The following is a 20,524-nucleotide window of genomic DNA, read 5'->3' on the forward strand; positions in this document are numbered from 1 at the left end:
TGCATCCTTGTAAACAGTATTGAGCACAACAATACTTCGTTTATTTGAATAAAATCTTTAGGTTATATCAAACCTTGACAAAACTGATCCATCAAAACAATCTAGCCAATCTTACCTCTGAGAACAATTTTTTCATTATCTCCAGAAGGTGTGGTTCTATCAATGTATTTTATTTCATAAGTATTCCCAATGTGAATTACTTTACCGTCTATCTCTCTAGGGATCTTTATTTGAACTTCAAATGTACTTGTGTTAGGACCTGTTTCGACTAGGAAACTTCTATTTGCATCAAATTTGGGATTTGCAAGTGTTGTTTTAATACCTCCTTTCATTTTAAACTCAAATTCACTAAGGGGAATTTTGTCTTCATTTTTTGAATCTCTATTTGCATCCGGCTCATAAATCCTAAGTGTGAACTCATGCCCAATTCGTGAACCTCCACTTGATTGGAAATTAGCATATGTTGTACTAAGAGGAATTGATTTGATTAGTGTTCTTTTTTCTCCTGAATAATCTGATTCATCCAAATATTTTATCACTATAACATCATCTTGACTAATTGGTTTTCCATTAATTGTGGCCGGCAATTCTAACTTTAAATAAAATTGACCTGTGTTAGGACCTGTCTCAATCATTTCTTTAGGTCCCTTAATTGGAATACCGTTAATTGAAAACTCAAACAACCCTTCTGTTGATACAATCTCAACTCCATTATGAGCTACATTGAGATCATGATCAGTGATGTAAAAGTTAACTATTGATCTATTTGATGCAGGAACAGTTTGGATTTCTTTTTGTGCAATTTTTGTAGGTATAATATTCTGCTCAAGGTCAGTAAATTTTAAGGGAATGGCAACTAGGCCTCTTTTTTCCATCCTGTCAGCAGTTTCTGGTTTTACACATGCAGGAAATCCATTTGTTCGAATTACTAACTCTAATCCTTCTCTACATTGAACATCTTCTAGTGAGATTCCCAATTCTATCTGCTTTTTTGGAGATTCAAGTTTGGCATCTGCTGGAAATGCAATTGAAAATATTAAAAGTGAAAATAATAATGTAAAAACCAAATTTTGAATTTTTTTCATGAATTGTAATTGTTTCTTTTAATTAAAAAAAGATTGAGTATGATTTGTTATCAATAAAACCATGATTGAGAATTTCCTTTCTCCTTATATTTGAAAAAAACTATTTTGTATGCATGATTCAATATTTGTTGTTTATTTCACTTTTATTGCTTCCAATATCGGGATTTGCCTATGCAGAACACATCTTTAATCCCGAAGCGTTTGCACAATACCTTGATATTTCTCAACTTGAAGCAGAAAAAATGACTTTTACTTTTGATGATGTCTCTTATGATGTCTATTATGGATATCATGGAAGTCTTGACGCGATAGGTTCCGATTCAGCTTTCCCAATTTTATCTTCAATGAATCTTAATGAAGAGAGAAAATCTCTTGAAATAGTAATGGAAGATGTCCCTGAAAAAACAGATTTTTGGGTAAGAGCGCCAGAGGATCTCATTTATGCAGATGGTGAAAAATTCACAGTTCTAGTTAATGGTATTGATACTAGATATGATTTGATGAAATTCCCTAATGACTATGTAATTGGATTTATTATTTCAGAAGATACCAAAAATATTGAAATTATTGGAACAAAGGTGATTCCAGAATTTGGCGCATATACAATTATCATTCTAGCCATATCTATAATTGGATTGGTCTATTTTTCAAGAAAATTCTCATTTGTAAAAAATTGGACTAGAATTAATTAAGTGATAGATTCTAGCAATATTACATGAAAAAAATTGGTTTACTGGGATGCGGTGCAATTGGAACACAAATTGCACTAGCAATTGATTCAGGAGAAATACCTGCCACTCTGACTCATGTATATGATGGTTCTAAAAGTGCATCTGAATCCCTTGTTGAAAAATTAAAAAATAAACCAATTATTGTTGAAAATTCTCATCTATTGTCTTCGCATCCTGTTGATATTGTTGTAGAAGCCGCATCACAAGATGCAGTAAAAGATGTAGGATTAAGTGTCCTGCAAAATAAACGTGATTTAATGATCATGAGTGTTGGGGCATTACTTGATGAATCCATTTATGATATCTTGTATGACGCATGCAAAGATTTCAAAAAAACTATCTATCTTCCTTCTGGGGCAATTGCTGGACTGGATGGCATCAAGTCTGTGAGAAATGAATTAGATACTCTTTCAATTACTTCTACAAAACACCCACGTTCCCTAAAGGGCGCAAAGTTTTTTGAAAATTCAAATATTGATCTTGATAAAATTAATACCCTTACTAAAATTTTTGAAGGAACTGCAAAAGAAGCAGTGTCATTGTTTCCTGCAAACATCAATGTTGCAGCATTACTATCTCTTACAGGAATTGGAAGTGAGAAAACTAGAGTAAAAATCATGGCTGATCCAGATACTGATAAAAATACTCACCAAATTGAAGCTGCAGGGAAATTTGGAATGATGACTTTTACTATTGAGAATTTTCCAGATCCAAACAATCCTAAAACAAGTAGACTGGCTATATTATCTGCAATTGAAACATTGAGAAAATATTGCTCTGATGAGATTCAAATTGGAACGTAATATGGCAATAATTGCCACATTTGATAGGTTTTCAGAGAATTCTAGACATCTTCCCTTTCTTTAAATCCCCTCAAATTCCAATTTTTAATGTATCATGCTTGTACAACAATCATCAAAGCTCAAAGACGAAATAATGAGGCTCAAGAAGGAAAAAGATGTGGTAATTTTAGCACATAATTACCAAATTCCTGATGTTCAAGACGTAGCAGATTTTACCGGCGACTCTTTGGGGCTTTCAAGACAAGCAGCTACAGTATCACAAAAAACCATTCTGTTTTGTGGTGTTAACTTTATGGCAGAAACTGCTGCAATAATTAGTCCAGAAAAAAAAGTTTTACTGCCAGACTTGGAAGCAGGATGTTCATTGTCTGATTCAATCACTGTTGATGAATTAAGAAATTGGAAGAAACAACATCCTGATGCAATTGCAGTAGGATATGTTAATACAACAGCTGAGATTAAAGCAGAACTTGATTATTGTTGTACCTCATCTAATGCCATTAATGTTGTAAAAGCCATTCCTGATGACAAAGAAATTTTATTTCTACCTGATATGTTTTTGGGATCTTATGTTGCCAAAGTTACTGGTAGAAAAAATATGTATATTTGGGCTGGTGAATGCCATGTACATGCTGGAATTACAGCTGAAGATGTGATTAAGAAAATTGATTCAATAAAAGATGCAGAATTTGTTATTCATCCTGAATGTAGTTGTACTACTCCAATGATGTATGATGTTGCAGATGGAAGTTATGATGATAAAAAAGTCTCAATTCTTTCAACTGAAGGAATGCTAAATCATGTCAGCCAATCTAAAGCAAAGAATTTTGTTGTTGCAACTGAAACTGGAATTTTATATAAGATGAGACAACAAAATCCTGGCAAAACATTCATTCCTGCATCAGATAAGGCTGAATGTCAATACATGAAGATGATTACCCTTGAGAAAGTATATGATGCATTAGTAAATGAAAAAAATGTCATTACAGTACCTAAAGAAATTGCAGACAAAGCTCGTTTAGCAATTGATAGAATGCTTGAAATAAGCTAATCTCAGTGAATTGCTTTGGTTGGACTGTTTAGACGAGAACCAAAAGATCCTCAAAAGAAAAAAAATGTAGCGAAGATTAAAGAACTCAAAAAATTGGTCAAAGAAAAAAAATATGATCAAGCCCTAAAATCAGGCACAGAATATTTGGCCAAAGTCCCTAACAACCACGATGTTTTGTTTACTGTGGGTGGAATCTATTATCTCAAAAAGAAGTACAGAACAGCAATCTCTTACTTTGATAAGGCACTTGATATTGGATCTTATGATATTGATGTCTTGTTGTTAAAGGCTTATTCTCATCAAAAATTAGATGAAAATAAATCTGCAATTCAATGCTGTGAAAAAATTAAAGAGATTGATCCAAAAAATAAATCTGTAGCAGAACTGTTGTTACAACTAGAGCCTTAGATCTCTAAACTCATATCGATTCCTTTTACGGAATTTGTAATGCTTCCAACAGAAATGATGTCTACGCCTGTTTTTCCATAATTGTGAATATTTGTTGAATTAATTCCACCTGATGCTTCAAGCATCACTTTCCTACGTAATTTTTTGTTTTTTAGAACTTGGATTGTTTTTTTAATTTTTGATGGAGGAAAATTATCTAACATGATAATAGTTGCACCTTCTCTTGCTGCAAGAACTGCATCTGGAATACTTTCAACTTCAACTTCGAATTTTTTGTATTTTTTCTTTGCTTTTTTTATTAATGAAGGCAATGACCCTTCCACTGCAATGTGATTGTCTTTTATCATTACCATCTCATCTAGTTTTAGTCTGTGTTTTTTTCCTCCTCCAATCTCCACTGCTTCCTTGTCAAAAAATCTAAGTCCTGGTGCTGTCTTTCTTGTTGCATAAATTTTGGTTTTATTTGGAACTTGTTTTACTAATTCATTTGTTTGAGTTGCAATTCCACTCATTCTGCTAAGTAAATTCAATGCAGTCCTCTCACATGTTAGAATTTTTCCAGCATCTCCTGTTATGCTCATAATGGTTTGATTGGGTTTGATTTTTGTACCGTCTATTTTTGATATAGTGACGCTACATCCTTTTAATCTGAAAATCTCTTTGGCATATTCTACTCCTGCAACTATTGCATTCTCTCTTGATATTATTCTGGCTGTGATCTTTTTTTTGGAGAGTAATTTACTTGTAATGTCTCCTTTACCTATATCTTCAGCTAGAAATCCTGATAATTGTTTTTTAGAATTCAATGTCAATACACTGATACAATCTATCTATAATTTTAAAGATTTAGAATTTTTTTATGTTACTTTAATTGCATATTTGCCTTTTTGAGTGATGCCTAAAGTTTTTGATATCTCTGAATTTGTTGGATCAACTACTAGTACAATTCCATTCCAATCAGGTGTCAAGTCTGATGATTTACAAACAGGACAAACTTTTCCTGTTGTAACAAATTTACATTTTCTACAAGCCATCTCTCGTGCCATCTTAACTTGCCTCTACTTTAGCTTCTTTTGCAGGTTCTTCTCCACCTGCTTTCTTTATCTCTTCTTCAATCCATGCATCAGCACCAAGGAATGGTTGTCTGCAAGTAATTCCAATCTTGCCCATAGCGGCTGCTTTTCCTAAAGACACAGCTGTAATTCTTGCACGGAGTGTTGAACCAACTTTTAGTGTTCTTCCACTTTGATTAGCTAAAATCATTCCAGACTTTACGTCACTCTTTAGATAATCATCCATTACTTGAGATAAGTGAAGTAATGCATCAGTTGGACCGATTCTTACAAATGCACCAAAGTCTGTAATATCTACGATCTCTCCTTGTACAATTTCTTGTAATTTTGGATAGAATGTTAGTGCTTCAAATTCCACTTTGTGAAATGTTCCGCCGTCTCCTGCAATCATTTTTCCCATTTCATCAACTTTAGCGTCTAAAATCATAATGATATATCCCAAATCTGCATTAATCATACTCTCGTACTTTTCTTTGAGTATGTTTACTGCTGCCTTTTTGAGTGTAGTTCCAAATAAGCTTGGAGGAATCCTAACAACATCAACTAGGGTGGATATAGAAAACAACTGTGATATTTTTCTTGAATTTCAATTTATGAATCTTTGGGTAATTTAGGCTGAAAATTCCAAAGATTTTGGTAATTTTTCAAACAAATGACAATTTCTTTTGTCATGTAACTTATGTTTAAATAATGTTCAATGGCTTTTTGACGCAATGGTGGGAATTGACCAAGTTATAGAAAAACTCAGTACTGTAATTGATCCTGATTTGAAAAAAGATATCGTTTCAATGGGAATGATTAAAGACTTGGAACTAAATGATGGAAACCTCAAATTTACTTTAGAATTGACAACTCCTGCATGTCCTTTCAACGTTGAGATTGAAGATGATGTTAGAAAGGCAATTGGAGAATTAACTGACTTGAAGAATTTTGATATGAATGTGACTGCCAAAGTCATGGAAGGTCGTTCCCTTGATGCTGATACTGGGATGGCAACTGTGAAAAATATTATTGGTGTTGCAAGTGGTAAAGGTGGAGTAGGAAAATCTACAGTAGCATTGAATTTAGCTCTTGCATTATCTCAAACTGGAGCTAAAGTTGGATTACTTGATGCAGATATCTATGGTCCTAGCATTCCTTTGATGCTTGGAATGAAAGATGGATTTATGGAAGTAGAAGACAATAAACTTCAACCTGCAAAATCAAATGGATTGCAGGTTGTATCTTTTGGCTTTTTTGCAGAACAATCTCATCAAGCAGCAATTTATCGTGGCCCTATAATCTCAGGCATTTTAAAACAATTCCTAGTTGATACTAATTGGTCTGATCTAGATTATCTCATAGTTGATCTTCCTCCTGGTACTGGTGATATTCCTTTAACATTAGCACAAACAATTCCGATTACAGGAATTCTTGTAGTTACAACTCCTCAAGATGTTGCAAGTAATGTAGCAGTAAAAGCAATTGGAATGTTTGAAAAACTAAATGTTCCAATTATTGGTGTTGTAGAAAATATGAGTCATTTTATCTGCCCTAATTGTAATGATAAACACTACATCTTTGGTGATGGTGGTGCAAAAAAGATCAGTGATCAATTTAAAATCCCCTTCTTAGGTGAAATTCCACTAAACTCTGGAATCATGTCTGGCTCTGATTTGGGAAAACCAATTATGATTACAAATCCTGATTCTCCAAGTGCACAAGCATTTAGAACCAGTGCAAAAAATATCGCAGCTCAGTGTAGTATTCTTGCATCAAAACTACAAGAAGAGATGAAATCTGAAAGTTCTGGCGAATCTGCACCTGAGGCAAGTACAAACTAGCCGCGATTTCTGTGAAACTTCCTGATTCTCTTAGAGCCCAACTGAAGACTCCTCTAGGAATACTGCTACCTGAAATTAATGCAGATAAAGAAAATATTTCCAAATTCATCTCTGAAAATTCATTTCTCATTACAGTGGGTGATAGAACCACTGAGAAGATGATTGATTTTGGTTTGATTCCTTCTCTTCAAATAATTGATGGACAAGAAAAACGTAAGAAAAGAGAACCTCCAAAATTATCTAATGCCACTGAATTACAAATTGATAACCCTGCAGCTGAAATCACATCTCAAAGCATTGATGTAATCAAAAAATCTTTTTCCATGAAAACACCTGTTAGAATTTTGGTAAATGGTGAAGAAGATCTTTTGGTATTGCCTGTCTGTATTTATGCTCCAGAAAACTCGGTAGTTATGTATGGGCAACCAAACGAAGGACTAGTTATAACTAAAATAACTACAGAAATTAGAAATAAAGCACAAAGACTTCTTGATTTAATGGAATAATTGGGGTATGATGAGACGGTGGCTGTATGATTTGTGATTACTCTACTAAAACCTCTGACCCTATTAATTCATTATTTTATAGAATCAAAATCAACCAAAATTCTCACAAGAATTGACATTTGAAGATAAACACTGATTCGATTACAAGATATTGTGAAACTAGATCCTGAGCTTAGATTGTCCATTTTAGAAAAAGTTGGAATCTATTCTAATCGCTTCTCCATTCCTGAACCACAAATTCTATTATCAACTAAAGAGGTACTAGACACTCCAAAAGAAATGACTGAGGGAAGAAGAACATCTGCTTACAAGTATTATGGGGTATCTTACTTGCAACATAATCTAGTCTTTATCAATGTCCGAAAAATTCCAGATGAGAAAACTTTGGAGAATACTATAGTTCATGAACTGATCCATATGAGATTCCCATATCTTGCACATGGAAAGAGATTCAATAAATTGGTAAGACAAGGACTTAGAGGAAAATCATTTTTGCCATACAGAAAAAGAAGCAAAATTTCCGCTATTTGATTTATATTTCCCAGAAAGGGGCAAGCTGAGTATAACATGGAAATATCTGAAATTCTGCCATTTGTTGCAGGAATTGCATCATTTTTAGTTGCAGGCGGATTGGTTGCTTGGATTTCAAAGCAACCTGCTGGAACAAAAGAGATGATGGATATTTCAAATGCTGTACGAGTAGGTGCAGCAGCATTTCTAAAAAGAGAGATGAAAATTATTATCCCAGTAGCTATTGCCTTGTCGGTAATTATTGGAGCATTTCTTCAACCCTCAAACGGAATAGCATTTGCAGTTGGTGCAACACTATCTGCAGTTGCAGGAGTTATTTCATTAAAAATTACAGTAAAGGCTGCTGTTAGGGCAGCTAATCTAAGTGGAAGTGGACTAGGCAAAACATTTGCCATGGCCTTTAGAGGTGGAGCAACTGTTGGTCTTGCAGTTCCTGCAATGGCATTATTAGCTATTACTGGTCTTTATCTAATTTATCCAGATCCAATTACAATTGCAGGTGTGGGAATTGGGGCAAGTCTGATTGCACTGTTCATTAGAATTGGCGGTGGTATTTTTACAAAAGCAGCAGACATGGGTGCTGACTTGGTTGGAAAAGTAGAGGCAAACATTCCTGAAGATGATCCTAGAAACCCTGCAACAATTGCAGATAACGTGGGTGATAATGTAGGTGATGCTGCTGGAATGGGTTCTGATGTTTACGAGTCTTATATTGTTACAATCCTTGCTGCATTGCTAATTGCAGCATTAATTGGTGCACCAAACTATTTCCTTTATCCAATTCTTATTGGTTCTTCTGGAATGATTGCATCAATTATTGGTGTTGTAATTGTTGGTTCTAAGAATATTACAGATGTTATGAAACCACTTAATCGCTCATTTTATGTGTCTGCCGCAATTGCAATTGCATTAAACTTTGTATTCATTACCCAATTCATTGAAAAATCTGATGCAGGATATGCATTATTTGGTACAACTGTTATTGGTGTTATTCTAGTTCCAATCATTCAGAAGATTACTGACTATTACACAAGTTACAAACATGGTCCTGTCAAAGAAATTGCAGACTCTGCAAAATGGGGATATGCATCACTTACTTTAATGGGAATTATCAAAGGAATGCAATCAACTGGACCATTCATGATTGCACTCGTTGTTGCAATTATCATCTCTTACACTATATCCTCCGCAGCTGCACCTGAAGGAGCAGACCCTGTACTCTATGGAATCTTTGGAACATCACTCACTGCAATGGCCATGTTGAGTCTTGCAGGAATTGTTCTAAGTATTGATGCATTTGGACCAATTGCAGATAATGCAGGTGGAATAGTTGAGATGACTGGAATGGGTGAGGAAAACCGTAAAGTCACAGATGAGATTGATGCCGTTGGAAATACAACAAAGGCAGTAACCAAAGGATTTGCAATTGCAAGTGCTGCACTAGCTGCTCTTGCCATGATTCAGGCATTTCAGTTTGAAGCAGCACATATCTTTGAAGGTGTTTTAGATTTAGATTATAGTTTAACAAACCCTGCAATTATTGTAGGACTACTCATTGGTGGATTAATCCCATTCATCATTACAGGTCAGCTCATCAATGGTGTGTCTAGAGCCGCAGGAAAGATGGTAGATGAGGTTAGAAGACAATTCAAAGAAGATCCTGAAATTCTTACAGGAAAATCAAAGCCTGATTATGCAAACTGTGTAGATATTGCAACAGTTGCATCCATTAAAGAACTATGGAAGCCAGCAATTGTGGCAATCACTGCACCAATAATTTTGGGTATTCTTCTAGGTCCAACTGCCGTAGCTGGATTACTAATGGGTTCAGTTACAACTGGAATTCTTTTGGCTTATCATTTGGCAAACACCGGTGGTGCATGGGATAATGCAAAGAAACTAGTTGAGATGAAAGGTGAAAAAGGCTCTGAAGTTCACAAAGTAGCAGTAGTTGGTGATATTATTGGTGATCCTTACAAAGATACAGCAGGTCCAGCACTAAACACGGTAATTAAATTACTAAATACAATTGCAATCGTATTTGTATCTGCATTTGTAGCAATTATTGCAATCTAAGTTTTCTCTTCAATTACTAAAGTCATATCTAATTCATCTACTTGAGCTTGAATTGCCTTCTTTAGGGTTTCATTGTGAATATCGCAGAACTTGAAATAATCATCTGCAGTTTGAAAACAACCGCAAATCCATCTGGTCTTTTTGTCTCCTTCTACTGTCCACTTTGAATATTTGTGATCTTCCATGAAATCGATGTAATTGATTGTTTAAAAAACATTATAGAAAAAGAAAAAAGTTTAAGGACAGCCTTCCATTTTTTGGATAAAGTAGCCTTTTTCCTTAATTGCCTGTTCTACAGGCTCTGGTGCACCTTGTGAATGACAGAATTGACATTCATTAGTTGTCATTACTGCCTCTCCTTCACCAATTGATTGTAACCACTCTTTGCCATATGCTAAGGCTTTATCGTGATCTTTTTCACCAGTTATTACATCAAAGTGCATGGTATGTCCATCTTTTGCTTTGACATAAGTGTCGTATACGTGAATTTCCATAATTAATTGAACAAAAAAGGGATATTTATTTCAAAGATCATCAAAAACCATGAAAACAATGATTGAAGTTGTCATTTCAAACACATCAAACATAATTCTAGAATTAGATGATATCCATTCCCCTAAAACTGCTAAGCAATTCCTATCTAAATTACCATTTACCCTTACTCTCAATGTTTGGGGTGAGGAGATATACACAAACGAATCTCCAATCACTGTTGCTGAGGAAAATGCAAAATCTCCTGTAGATCTTAATGATGTTGCTTACTGGCCAACAGGAAAGGCAATCTGTTTATTTTTTGGTCCAACACCTATTGGTAAAAAAGGTGAGATCACTCCTGCATCACCAGTAAATGTAATTGGGAAAATAATCACTCCTGATAAATCTGTTCTAAACATTGCCGATGGAAAAACTGCAACATTTAGAAAAAAATAATTGAAAAATTAGTATCTGTCGTTTCTAATGCTGAGAATATTTTGAAGTACATCTTCAGCTCGTTGGCTCTGAATTAGAATTTCTTGGTTTAGTGTTTCTGTAGATTTTTCTTGCTCATACAAGTAAATTGTATGAAAATTATCTGATTTGTAAAAATCATCATTTCTGATTTTTTCTAAATTGATTTTTTCTATAGCTTCACCTTCTTCTGCTTTCATTAGTACTTTGAAAAATATATGATCCCTTGATAATCCATGGGATGTTCCTGTGTCTTTTTCAATTTTTGTCTCTAGAGCTGATTTTACTTCTCTAATTTCATTTTCTGCTGGTACCCAATTTATCCAATCAGGATATTTTCTCATATCATTTCCACTAAAATCAAACCCCTTTAGATTGAATGCTTTGTTATCTGATTTTTTTATTACTTTATCTATGCATAATTGACAGTAAATTGTATCTTCTTCGCCTGGCATTACCGCACTACCATATGCAAGCTGAGTTGATACTATGAATCCTAACATGAAGATTATTGCAATCTTGAACACAAATTTTATTTTTTTAAAAAATTACATAATTACGAGTATGTTATTTTACGTACAAACCAAATTTTTCTGTGTGTTTGTTTTCCCACAGACAATTATCTAAGAAATTATGAATTTCTCAGGCTTGAATTTGAATTTCTTGAATGTCTTCATCTAAAACAAATGCTTTGAATTCCATTGATTTTCCTGAATAAATTATCCATACTACTGGATTGCTATACATGAATTTCTTATCTGTCTCTGATGGATATGCAATTGAATTAGGATGTGAGTGAAAAATTGCAACAACATCCAAATTTTTTTGCTCAGCCAAGTTATACCCCTCAATTAACTGATCATTTGAAATGGTAAAGTTTACTGGTGATTCTTCTATGTTTTTGGTAAGAAAAATCTCTTTAACCGTGGTATTTTGATCATTTTCATTTCCAAATAATATGGCACAAGACTCGTTTGGTTTTTCTTTTTCAGCATGCTCTAGTAGAATTTGTTTCTGAGAATCTGTTAATGTAATTTTTTTCAAATCTATTCTACGTTAACAGTTCCAACCATCCATGGATGGAATATGCAATAGTAATCCTCTACTCCTGTAGATGTAAATGTAAATTCGTATTGTTCACCTGCATCTAGCATTTCTGAATCAAAGTTTCCATTTGGACCTGAATCTGGGTTACCTGAAGTAACAGTATGTACTGTGTTATCTAGATTATCCCACACTATTGTATCTCCAACTTTAACGTCAATAATTTCTGGATCATAGTATATTTGATCATCAGCAGGAACTGCTGCTCCTTCTGGAATCAATACTTTGATTGGTTCTTTTGGTGCTTCAATGATTAGCGTTGCAATCATCCAAGGATGTACAATGCAGAAATATTCATACTCTCCTGCTTGCAAATCTGCTGTGTCAAGGTTATAGACTCCGCCTGCATCAATCAAACTTGAATCAAATGTTTCTCCAAAGTCAACTGAACTAGTAACTGTATGTGGAACTGCGTCAACATTTGTCCATTCAACAATATGACCTTGCGGTACAACTGCTACGTCTGGATCATAATCTGGATTTCCTTCTGTTGCAGAGTCTTCTAAAATAGTAATTGCAAATATTGGTCCTGTTGGCTCCATCTCTTCGACTGGTTCTTCCGTTCCTACTTGTTGAGGAATCATGTATGTATCTGGTGAAACAAATCCAAATGCAACCCACATGATAATTCCAGTAGCTGCTGCAATTCCTACAATTGATCCTATCGGTTTGAGGAAAGTTGGATGCTTCATTGCAAGATATGCGATAATTATTGCTGGAAATGCTATGGCCATTAAAATTCCTGCAATGGTGACTGTATAGTTTGATGTATTCATAGTAAATGCATACATTCCAAAACCTAGAGCAATTGATAGAATTACCAAAGTCGTAGCCTTTGCTCTATTACTGGTTGAAATTCCCCCATCTAGTATCCCTGCTGCCAAAAAGATCAGACCTACAAACATTGTTAGTCCTGTTAGGGCATGCATTCCGTCGATGAACGTGTGTGCAATTCCTGCATATGATATGGTGACACCAGCTAAGCCTATGGCTGTTAATCCCATCCCCGGCATCATGAGGTCCCAATTACTCATTCAAATTAGCTGGTAGGCCTGAGATACTTATTCCTTTTGAAATACTGTGGATCTCTAGACGAAGAAATTAAATGGCTTTGAGATAGGATAGAGTGAGATTGGGATTTAAAGAAATAATGGAGATATCCAAACCTCGAATTGTTGTTCTCCTAGTAATTACTGCTGTAACATCAATGTATGCCGCAAGTAAACTAGTTCCAGGTACTCCTGATCTAGAGTATTGGTCATATCTGCACATTATAGTTGCAGGTGCATTGGCATCAGCAGGATCTAGTGCACTTAATCACTATTATGATAAAGACATTGATCCTAAAATGAAGAGAACCAGTACTAGACCAATCCCCTCTGGTAGGATGGCCGCATCTCAAGTAATGATATATGGTTTAGTTGTAAGTTGTATTTCTGTAATTTATGGATTCTTTGCATTAAATGCAGTATCTGCATTCTTTATTGCAGTTGGAATATTTTCTTATGTTGTAATTTATACAATTTGGCTCAAACGACTCAATACATCAAATATTGTAATTGGTGGTATTGCCGGAAGTGCTGCTGCATGGGCTGGGTGGTCTGCAGCTACTGGTAGTATGGATTTGTTGGGATTCTTAGTTGGCTTTTTGGTATTTGTTTGGACTCCATCTCACTTTTGGTGTCTTGCAATGAAAATTAAAGATGAGTATGCACAAGCACAAGTTCCAATGCTTCCTGTTGTTATTGGAATGCAAAAGACATCAAAGTACATTTTAGGAAATACTATAATTTTAATCCCGTACTCTTTGATATTGTCTTTTATTCCAGATGGAATGGGCGTTGTGTATACTGTAATTGCTGCCATTTCTGGAGGATTGATGCTAGTGTACCATTACAAATTAACAAAGACTCCTACATCAGAGTTTGCATGGAAAGCATACAAGGTTACAGCACCATACTTGACTATAATTTTTGTAGCCGTTGCATTAGATGCTGCTTTTCATATTCCTCTAATTTAGGATTTATTTTTCAAATCCTGGAAAACTTGCTTCATAATCTTTTTCCATCATTTCTTTATTTTGCTCGTCTACATCATCAACTTCTTTTTCAACAACATAAACTTCAATTCTACGCTCATCTTTTGTAATCCAAGATACTTTGATTAATCCTAGAATCTCTAAATCTAAGAGTATTTTGTTGAATTTATCTTCTGGAATTAAAAATCCCTCTTTAGTTAGTATCTTGTAAAGCTCAACATCAGTCAGTGAACCTGCTTCTTTTATCTTGTCAAATACTGAATTTCTAATAGGGATTGCCATGATTAACCGTAAAATGCTTTATCTCCATTCTTTGGTACCACGTTAGATATACTTTCTCTTACAGTATTGTACCACTGATCAACTTCTGATGTAATTGATGGTTTTACTTGCTTTAAGCTGTTTGCAAAGTCTTGACTGGTAATTTTTGCACTGTTATTTCTCATTGCTTGAACTGCAGCTTCTCTGCAAAGAGCTGCCAAATCTGCACCAGTGTAATTCTGTGTAGCAACTGCAATCTCTTGCAATTTTACATCATTTGATAATGGCATCTTTTTAGTTAGTATCTTGATGATATCTAATCTTCCCTTTTCATCAGGTGGTGCAACATAAAGCATTAAATCCAATCTTCCTGTTCTTAGTAGCGAATTATCTACAACATCTGGTCTGTTTGTTATTCCAATTACTACAACCCGTGATGAAATGCCTTCTTCAATCTCAGTTAGTAATTGACTCAGTATTGTTTCTCCAACTCCTCCATCCCCTGATTTGTATTTTGCAAGTGAGTCTAACTCATCAAAGATTACCACACATGGTGATGATGCTTTAGCTTTTCTAAAAATCTCTCTTACAGCTTTTTCTGATTCTCCTACCCACTTTGAGAGTATTTCGGGACCTCTAACTAGTATCATGTTGGCTCCCGTCTCAGTAGCTACTGCCCTTGCTAACAATGTCTTTCCACATCCTGGTGGTCCGTAAATTAGTGCGCCTTTTGGTGGTCTTATCCCCATTTTTGTAAACTTTGTTGGCTCTTTCATTGCAACAATTAGATTATCAGTTAATGATTTTTTGATCTCATTTAATCCACCAACATCATCCCACCAAACTTTTGGTCTCTCAACATAAAACTCCCTCATTGCAGTAGGGACAACTTCTTGCATTGCATCATAAAAGTCGATTAATTTTATCTGCATTGACTGTAGTACTTCTGATGGAATTTTTTCTGTCTCTAGATCAATTTCAGGTAGGTATCTTCTAATTGATTTCATTGCAGCTTCTCTGCAAAGTGATTTGATATCTGCACCCGTGTATCCGTGAAGCTCTGCTGCCAAGTCTTTAAGATCTACATCATCACTAATTGGCATTCCTCTGGTGTGAATAAATAGAATCTCTAGTCTTCCGTCCTCATTTGGAACTGAAATCTCAAATTCTCTGTCAAATCTTCCTGGTCTTCTAAGTGCTGGATCGACACTGTCTGGTCTATTAGTTGCACCTAGTACAATTACATTTCCTCTATCGTTTAGTCCATCCATTAGTGCTAAAAGTTGTGCTACAACTCTTTTCTCTACATCACCATATGCTTCTTCTCTCTTTGGGGCAATTGCATCAATCTCATCGATGAAAATTATACTTGGGGAATTGTCTTTTGCTTCCTTGAAAATTTCTCTAAGCTTTGCTTCTGTTTCACCATAATACTTGTTCATTATTTCTGGACCATTTATTGGAAACATGTTAGCTTCAGATTCACTTGCCATGACTTTGGCTAGCAATGTCTTTCCACATCCTGGTGGTCCATAAAGTAAAATTCCACTGTGTGGCTCAACTCCTAATCTTGCAAACAATTCTGGATGCTTTAGTGGCAACTCTACAATCTCCCTCATTGCTTTGACTTCGCGTCTTAGTCCGCCAACTTCTTCATATGTTACTCTGACCTTTCTATCTACTGCACTATCAGTTGAGATGCTCAGATTTGTTGTGCGGTCAATCTTTACAACTCCTTTTGGTGTGGTCTTTGTTATTTTAAAATCCATAGAGTTACCTAGTATCATTACAGAAATTTCGTCTCCATGGGTAATTGGTAATCCCTTTAATCGATTCTTTACAAAGTCTGTAAATTCTTTATCAACTGTAACTGAATCATTTACTGGAGTTAATGATACTGCCTTTGCAAATTTGGTAGATACTTTTCTAATCTTTACAATATCATTTAGTGATGCACCGACATTTTTTCTTGTCTGTCCATCAACTCTGATAATATCTGGGAATTTTTCATCTTCGTCAACTGGCCAAACTACAGCACAACTAGAACGTGATCCCATAACTTCAATAACATCGCCAGGACTTACTTTGAGAAAGTCCATAGCTTCTGGACCTATTCTTGCTCTTTTTTTACCAACATCTCTTTGCTTTGCTTCTCCAATTCGCATCTGCAAAGGTTCTTCTTTGCGTACCAAAAGATCACCTATTTCATGTCAACTGACATGCGACTCATATTGAGGACTTCAAATTCACTTACACCCTCAACTGATCTAACGGCATCTTCAAGAGAATCCATTTGCCCTTCTTGATCTTCTAAAATAAATTCAGCCTTTAGAAATTCTAATCCAAAAGCCAGTGGCTCTTTGGCATGTCTCTTCATTGAGATTCCTTCTTTTAGTGATGACTTGATTGTTTCAGCCAATTTATCAAGATCCACTTCAGTTCCTTCAGGTAAAATTTTTGTAACTAGTAATAATTGTGTCATTTTTCTATGGCCCCAAAACGTTACATGATGAGCACGTATAGTTTCTTGCTGCCTCTCTACAACTCTGACATCTCCAGATTAAGTCTTCGCCGCAATTGGGGCAGTTGAATTTTACACATTTATCATTAGGCATAATATGTCTGTGGCAACAACTACATGATGGTAATGATATAGTAGATGACATACCACAAATTTCCAAAAACATCATTTATACCTTCCTTAGAAATTGCGCACGTTTTAACTAAGTAATTTTTTTAACTCTCCACCAATTAGGACTTGAGCTGTTTTAATAGAATTTTTGATCCCTAGTAATTTGATAATTGATCCTGTGTGAAAATCAAAATCATCTTTTTGTGAAATGTCCTGAATTATTTCGGGTGTGATTGAATCAAATAGTTTGTTTATTGTATCATTGTCTAATCTCTCTAGAATTTTTCTTGCAAGTAATTGTTTTTCAAACTCTTTTCCAAATTTATCTAACCATTGTTTTTGATATGATTCTAGGTCTTTTGGATTGTTTGTTTTAAGATACTTTGATATTGCTTTTCCTGATAACACTCCTCCCATACCACTTGTGTATATTCCCCCTGCTGTAGTTGGCTTTGCTTGACCTGCAGCATCACCTATGATTATGGTTTTTCCGTCAATGAACTTTTTAATTGGTCCCTTTATCCAGATTGGCGCAAAAATCTTTCTAATAGTCGAGTAATTCCCTCTTTCTTCTAATACCTTTTCAATTGTTTCAGCTACATTGATTGCTTTTCCTGCAACTCCGACTTTGCCTTTTCCATCTCCTGATGGAATGACCCATGCAAAGAATCCTGGGAATCTTTTTTGATCAAAGATTACTTGGACTTTGCCTTTTTTTATCCAATCTGCATAAATCTCGTATTGGGCTGATGATAAAATTCCTGTCCTGTCTTTGTGAATTAGTGATGACACTCCTCTTGCATCAACAAAAATCTTACAATCAATATTTTCTTCATTTGTTCTAATTCCTGAATCAGTTATTTCTTGAAATGATGTTCTAACTTTGATTACAGCTCCATTTTTTTGAGCTTGAAAAGCCAATTGCTTATCTAACTCTCGTCTGCTAATCTCTACTACTTTTTGATTCTCTGAGTTAATTGTAAAACTAGTGCCGTTTGGGGCCATGATTTCTGCTGACTCTATCATATGATCAAAAGTTTTTCTAAATGGAATTATACCTAATTCTTCTAATCCTGAAATGCTAACTAGTCCACCACAGTGTTCAGGAGTACCGATCTCATAATCTTCTTCAATTACTAGAACAGTATTTTTGTTTGCAGCAATCTCTCTTGCACAAACTAGCCCTGCAACACTTCCTCCCGCAATAACCACATCGTAATACATGTTATTTTTTTTCTAAAGCTGTTAATTAACTTCATCAATTTTTTCGGTCTTTTTAAAATCATTCTTTAGGTGATCCTAATTTTCTAAAAATAAGTTTTAATTTTCTCTAAAAACTCTATTCCCAAATTTGGGATATTCATACTTGGTTTTTAACTAAAGAAATTAAATCTTATGTGAATAACGTATGAAAAATAGTTCCCTTCGAGATTTGTTAGTACTGCCTATGAAATTTACTTTTTGGATTGGTGAACTTTGACTTTTTTTAAACTTGGATGTATTTTATTGGTTTTATTTCTAACACCATTACTGATTTTTCAGATAGATTTAGCATATGCTACTCCTACACTTGATTCAAAATTTCCTCTAACAGCACCAAAGAAAATACCTACTTCAGGTGAAAATGCCACGATGCAAATTAATAATGTCAGCATTAGCTCTTCCAAAACTGATCTACTTCTTGTTGGTGTAACACTTGGTAATTTTGATGTTCGACCTGATACCATTGTTTCAAGTGTGACCTGTGGTGCTAAAACATTACAAACTGTACCTGGGTCTATCTCACAAGGTGCAAATCAAACTAGAAACGAATTTTTTTATGCAACAGAAGTTGCTGGGCCATGTAATGTAGTTATTACATTTTCACAACCACAAGGGTTTGTAACTACTGGAACTGTTGCAATTGCCCCTGCCACTGCGTCAGCTCTTGTATTTTCAGGGGTTAATCAAACAGCTCCTGTTAAATCGATTGCAACAAAAAATGTAACTTCTGGCCCTTTAATTTCTCTCCCTATCACTAATGTTAAATCGACTGATCTGGTAGTTGATCTCTTTTCTGGAAATAAGCTTTCACCAACTATTTCCACTGCTTCAGTAAAAGGTGCAAACCAAAATTCAACACACCAAACACAATTTCCTTTTTTGGGTGGTAATTTTAGAATGGGCATTTCAGTCCAATCCGGTTCTGCAGGCCTTGATCCGATGAGTTGGGATGTAAAAGAAGCTGGTCTATACAGTATGAGTGCCATTTTAATCCAGTCTTGTGGCACATCGTGCATTGTTTCATTAGTTTCTACGTCTGGTTCTCAAGGTTCATGTGGTGGTGATTGTACTCCTCCTACTCTTGGAATTGATAAAAATAATAAAAGAGTTGTAAGTGATGGCTTTGCATTTAATGATAACTTCTCTGATGTTGATTTGTATTATACACTATACCCATTAATCACTGCATATGTTGGTGAAGAAAATTCTATTTCTCTAAGGTTATTTGAAAACTCCGGTCCTGATAATATTGCACATGTTGGTTTAGCATTTGGTTTAGGAGAAGGTGAATCATTCAATGATAGTGAAGCGATAATTAACTGGGACAGATCATTTGATGGAACTGAAAAAATATCTCTAATTGATCCTTACAATGTTTTGGATAATGTTAGAGTTGAATCTCAAAATGTAGATTGTGAATTGATTGACAATGTATGCTTTGATATTGTTTTTTACTTTACGTTTAGAGCTCCACTTGAGTTTAACATGGTATCAACGAATATCTGGGATCATGATAGAAACGCTTGGCAAAATTACTTTAATCATGGATTTCAAGTAATTGGTGATTCTCTTAATGATCCAATGAAGTACACTGGAATTTACAAAGGAAAGATCTTTTCTTTAACTGAAACTGGCAAGAACAAATCCGTTGATCAAAATGGAAATACTTGGACTTTTGATAAAGGAATATGGGAACGAGACTATGTTGCTATGAAAAAAACTGATCCAGAATTGGTAAATTCTGAAAAGATATGGGCAATTAAACATACAATGAAAGACAATTATCTGAATGATATATCTGAGATAACCCTTCTAAAGAGAGATCTTGTTCATTTTGTTATTGCAAAGGATTATGAAATTCTACTGGCAGAAAGTATGCTCGAAGAGATGTGTCCAAAGTGTACTGATGATCCATTTGAAGAAATAGATGACATATTCTATTATGATTTACCTGTTCCAACAGAACGAATTACATCTTCATTGAACAGTACTATGACTTTTGAAAGCCAAAAGGCATCAGAATCCTTACAAAAAATGTTTAGCTTGTATTATCCTGGCAAGGTAAATGATTAAAAAATAGCTTAATTTTTCAAATTTTTCCCTTTTTTTGATAGTTTTTAGATCTAAAAATCTCATTAATTTTTCAATATTACACCTGTTTTTTTGACCCTGATTTTTGTACTCTTTTTTT

The 20,524-nt window shown here is 34.8% G+C and carries 25 protein-coding genes; 11 read left to right on the top strand and 14 right to left on the bottom strand.

What is annotated here, in order from left to right; all coding sequences use genetic code 11:
- Positions 1–101: 101 nt before the first annotated feature.
- On the bottom strand, positions 102–1,085 hold the full coding sequence (locus tag ACX119_RS02955) for a hypothetical protein (RefSeq protein ID WP_459351649.1): 984 nt from the start codon (positions 1,083–1,085) through the stop codon (positions 102–104).
- Between the two features lie 113 nt (positions 1,086–1,198).
- On the opposite strand from ACX119_RS02955, the gene ACX119_RS02960 reads away from it, so the two are divergent.
- From ACX119_RS02960 to ACX119_RS02975, 4 genes are all read left to right on the top strand, one after another.
- Positions 1,199–1,777 (top strand): PEFG-CTERM sorting domain-containing protein, encoded by a 579-nt coding sequence (locus ACX119_RS02960; protein WP_459351650.1) that lies wholly within the window; start codon positions 1,199–1,201, stop codon positions 1,775–1,777.
- Between the two features lie 23 nt (positions 1,778–1,800).
- Positions 1,801–2,619 (top strand): aspartate dehydrogenase, encoded by an 819-nt coding sequence (locus ACX119_RS02965; RefSeq protein ID WP_459351651.1) that lies wholly within the window; start codon positions 1,801–1,803, stop codon positions 2,617–2,619.
- A 94-nt stretch (positions 2,620–2,713) separates the two neighbouring features.
- Positions 2,714–3,670: a quinolinate synthase NadA gene (nadA, locus tag ACX119_RS02970; RefSeq protein WP_459351652.1), complete on the top strand. Its 957-nt coding sequence runs from the start codon at positions 2,714–2,716 to the stop codon at positions 3,668–3,670.
- Positions 3,671–3,685: 15 nt separating this feature from the next.
- Positions 3,686–4,078 carry a tetratricopeptide repeat protein gene (locus ACX119_RS02975; protein WP_459351653.1) on the top strand — a complete coding sequence of 131 codons (393 nt, stop codon included), beginning with the start codon at positions 3,686–3,688 and terminating at the stop codon, positions 4,076–4,078.
- Here the strand turns inward: ACX119_RS02975 and nadC are convergent.
- The 3 genes from nadC to ACX119_RS02990 are packed head-to-tail and all read right to left on the bottom strand — an operon-like array spanning position 4,075 to position 5,716.
- The gene (gene nadC / locus ACX119_RS02980; protein WP_459351654.1) at positions 4,075–4,890 is read right to left on the bottom strand and encodes a carboxylating nicotinate-nucleotide diphosphorylase; all 816 of its coding nucleotides are present in this window, start codon (positions 4,888–4,890) and stop codon (positions 4,075–4,077) included. The two genes, ACX119_RS02975 and nadC, sit on opposite strands and share 4 nt — an antisense overlap.
- A 45-nt stretch (positions 4,891–4,935) precedes the next feature.
- Positions 4,936–5,124, bottom strand: coding sequence for a transcription elongation factor subunit Spt4 (spt4, locus tag ACX119_RS02985; protein ID WP_297592905.1), 189 nt, complete (start codon positions 5,122–5,124; stop codon positions 4,936–4,938).
- A gap of 1 nt (position 5,125) precedes the next feature.
- Positions 5,126–5,716 (bottom strand): DNA-directed RNA polymerase, encoded by a 591-nt coding sequence (locus ACX119_RS02990; RefSeq protein WP_297592904.1) that lies wholly within the window; start codon positions 5,714–5,716, stop codon positions 5,126–5,128.
- 148 nt (positions 5,717–5,864) lie between these two features.
- On the opposite strand from ACX119_RS02990, the gene ACX119_RS02995 reads away from it, so the two are divergent.
- From ACX119_RS02995 to ACX119_RS03010, 4 genes are all read left to right on the top strand, one after another.
- Positions 5,865–6,974 carry an Mrp/NBP35 family ATP-binding protein gene (locus ACX119_RS02995; RefSeq protein ID WP_459351655.1) on the top strand — a complete coding sequence of 370 codons (1,110 nt, stop codon included), beginning with the start codon at positions 5,865–5,867 and terminating at the stop codon, positions 6,972–6,974.
- An 11-nt stretch (positions 6,975–6,985) separates the two neighbouring features.
- Complete coding sequence (locus ACX119_RS03000; RefSeq protein ID WP_459351656.1) at positions 6,986–7,480, top strand: GTP-dependent dephospho-CoA kinase family protein; 495 nt, start codon at positions 6,986–6,988, stop codon at positions 7,478–7,480.
- A gap of 153 nt (positions 7,481–7,633) precedes the next feature.
- The gene (locus ACX119_RS03005; RefSeq protein ID WP_297592900.1) at positions 7,634–8,011 is read left to right on the top strand and encodes a hypothetical protein; all 378 of its coding nucleotides are present in this window, start codon (positions 7,634–7,636) and stop codon (positions 8,009–8,011) included.
- A gap of 36 nt (positions 8,012–8,047) precedes the next feature.
- On the top strand, positions 8,048–10,087 hold the full coding sequence (locus tag ACX119_RS03010) for a sodium-translocating pyrophosphatase (protein ID WP_459351657.1): 2,040 nt from the start codon (positions 8,048–8,050) through the stop codon (positions 10,085–10,087).
- Here ACX119_RS03010 and ACX119_RS03015 read toward each other — a convergent pair.
- Positions 10,084–10,272, bottom strand: a complete 189-nt coding sequence (locus ACX119_RS03015) for a hypothetical protein (RefSeq protein ID WP_459351658.1) — start codon at positions 10,270–10,272, stop codon at positions 10,084–10,086. The genes ACX119_RS03010 and ACX119_RS03015 overlap by 4 nt on opposite strands.
- A gap of 51 nt (positions 10,273–10,323) precedes the next feature.
- Positions 10,324–10,581, bottom strand: a complete 258-nt coding sequence (locus tag ACX119_RS03020) for a DUF2024 family protein (RefSeq protein WP_459351659.1) — start codon at positions 10,579–10,581, stop codon at positions 10,324–10,326.
- 49 nt (positions 10,582–10,630) lie between these two features.
- Between ACX119_RS03020 and ACX119_RS03025 the strand changes: the two genes are divergently transcribed.
- Complete coding sequence (locus ACX119_RS03025; protein WP_459351660.1) at positions 10,631–11,017, top strand: cyclophilin-like fold protein; 387 nt, start codon at positions 10,631–10,633, stop codon at positions 11,015–11,017.
- Positions 11,018–11,025: 8 nt separating this feature from the next.
- Here the strand turns inward: ACX119_RS03025 and ACX119_RS03030 are convergent, their stop codons facing one another.
- The 3 genes from ACX119_RS03030 to ACX119_RS03040 all read right to left on the bottom strand — a co-directional run bounded on the left by ACX119_RS03030 (position 11,026) and on the right by ACX119_RS03040 (position 13,173).
- Positions 11,026–11,538, bottom strand: a complete 513-nt coding sequence (locus ACX119_RS03030; protein ID WP_459351661.1) for a hypothetical protein — start codon at positions 11,536–11,538, stop codon at positions 11,026–11,028.
- Between the two features lie 139 nt (positions 11,539–11,677).
- A complete protein-coding gene (locus ACX119_RS03035) occupies positions 11,678–12,079 on the bottom strand; it encodes a M67 family metallopeptidase (RefSeq protein ID WP_459351662.1) in 402 nt (133 codons plus the stop codon).
- A 2-nt stretch (positions 12,080–12,081) separates the two neighbouring features.
- Positions 12,082–13,173 carry a cupredoxin domain-containing protein gene (locus ACX119_RS03040; protein ID WP_459351663.1) on the bottom strand — a complete coding sequence of 364 codons (1,092 nt, stop codon included), beginning with the start codon at positions 13,171–13,173 and terminating at the stop codon, positions 12,082–12,084.
- Positions 13,174–13,271: 98 nt separating this feature from the next.
- Here ACX119_RS03040 and ACX119_RS03045 point away from each other — a divergent pair, with 98 nt between their 5' ends.
- On the top strand, positions 13,272–14,159 hold the full coding sequence (locus ACX119_RS03045; protein ID WP_459351664.1) for a heme o synthase: 888 nt from the start codon (positions 13,272–13,274) through the stop codon (positions 14,157–14,159).
- A gap of 3 nt (positions 14,160–14,162) precedes the next feature.
- Here the strand turns inward: ACX119_RS03045 and ACX119_RS03050 are convergent, their stop codons facing one another.
- From ACX119_RS03050 to ACX119_RS03070, 5 genes are read right to left on the bottom strand one after another with little or no spacing between them, the layout of a single operon-like run.
- The gene (locus ACX119_RS03050; RefSeq protein WP_459351665.1) at positions 14,163–14,459 is read right to left on the bottom strand and encodes a hypothetical protein; all 297 of its coding nucleotides are present in this window, start codon (positions 14,457–14,459) and stop codon (positions 14,163–14,165) included.
- Positions 14,460–14,461: 2 nt separating this feature from the next.
- On the bottom strand, positions 14,462–16,630 hold the full coding sequence (locus ACX119_RS03055) for a CDC48 family AAA ATPase (protein WP_459351666.1): 2,169 nt from the start codon (positions 16,628–16,630) through the stop codon (positions 14,462–14,464).
- An 8-nt stretch (positions 16,631–16,638) separates the two neighbouring features.
- Positions 16,639–16,920 carry an elongation factor 1-beta gene (locus ACX119_RS03060; RefSeq protein ID WP_459351667.1) on the bottom strand — a complete coding sequence of 94 codons (282 nt, stop codon included), beginning with the start codon at positions 16,918–16,920 and terminating at the stop codon, positions 16,639–16,641.
- Between the two features lie 4 nt (positions 16,921–16,924).
- Positions 16,925–17,128, bottom strand: a complete 204-nt coding sequence (locus ACX119_RS03065) for a zinc finger domain-containing protein (protein ID WP_459351668.1) — start codon at positions 17,126–17,128, stop codon at positions 16,925–16,927.
- Positions 17,129–17,157: 29 nt separating this feature from the next.
- Positions 17,158–18,294 (bottom strand): NAD(P)/FAD-dependent oxidoreductase, encoded by a 1,137-nt coding sequence (locus tag ACX119_RS03070; protein ID WP_459351669.1) that lies wholly within the window; start codon positions 18,292–18,294, stop codon positions 17,158–17,160.
- A 282-nt stretch (positions 18,295–18,576) separates the two neighbouring features.
- On the opposite strand from ACX119_RS03070, the gene ACX119_RS03075 reads away from it, so the two are divergent.
- On the top strand, positions 18,577–20,406 hold the full coding sequence (locus tag ACX119_RS03075) for a hypothetical protein (protein WP_459351670.1): 1,830 nt from the start codon (positions 18,577–18,579) through the stop codon (positions 20,404–20,406).
- The last annotated feature ends 118 nt before the right edge of the window (positions 20,407–20,524 follow it).

It is taken from the genome of Nitrosopumilus sp. S4, from assembly GCF_054515835.1.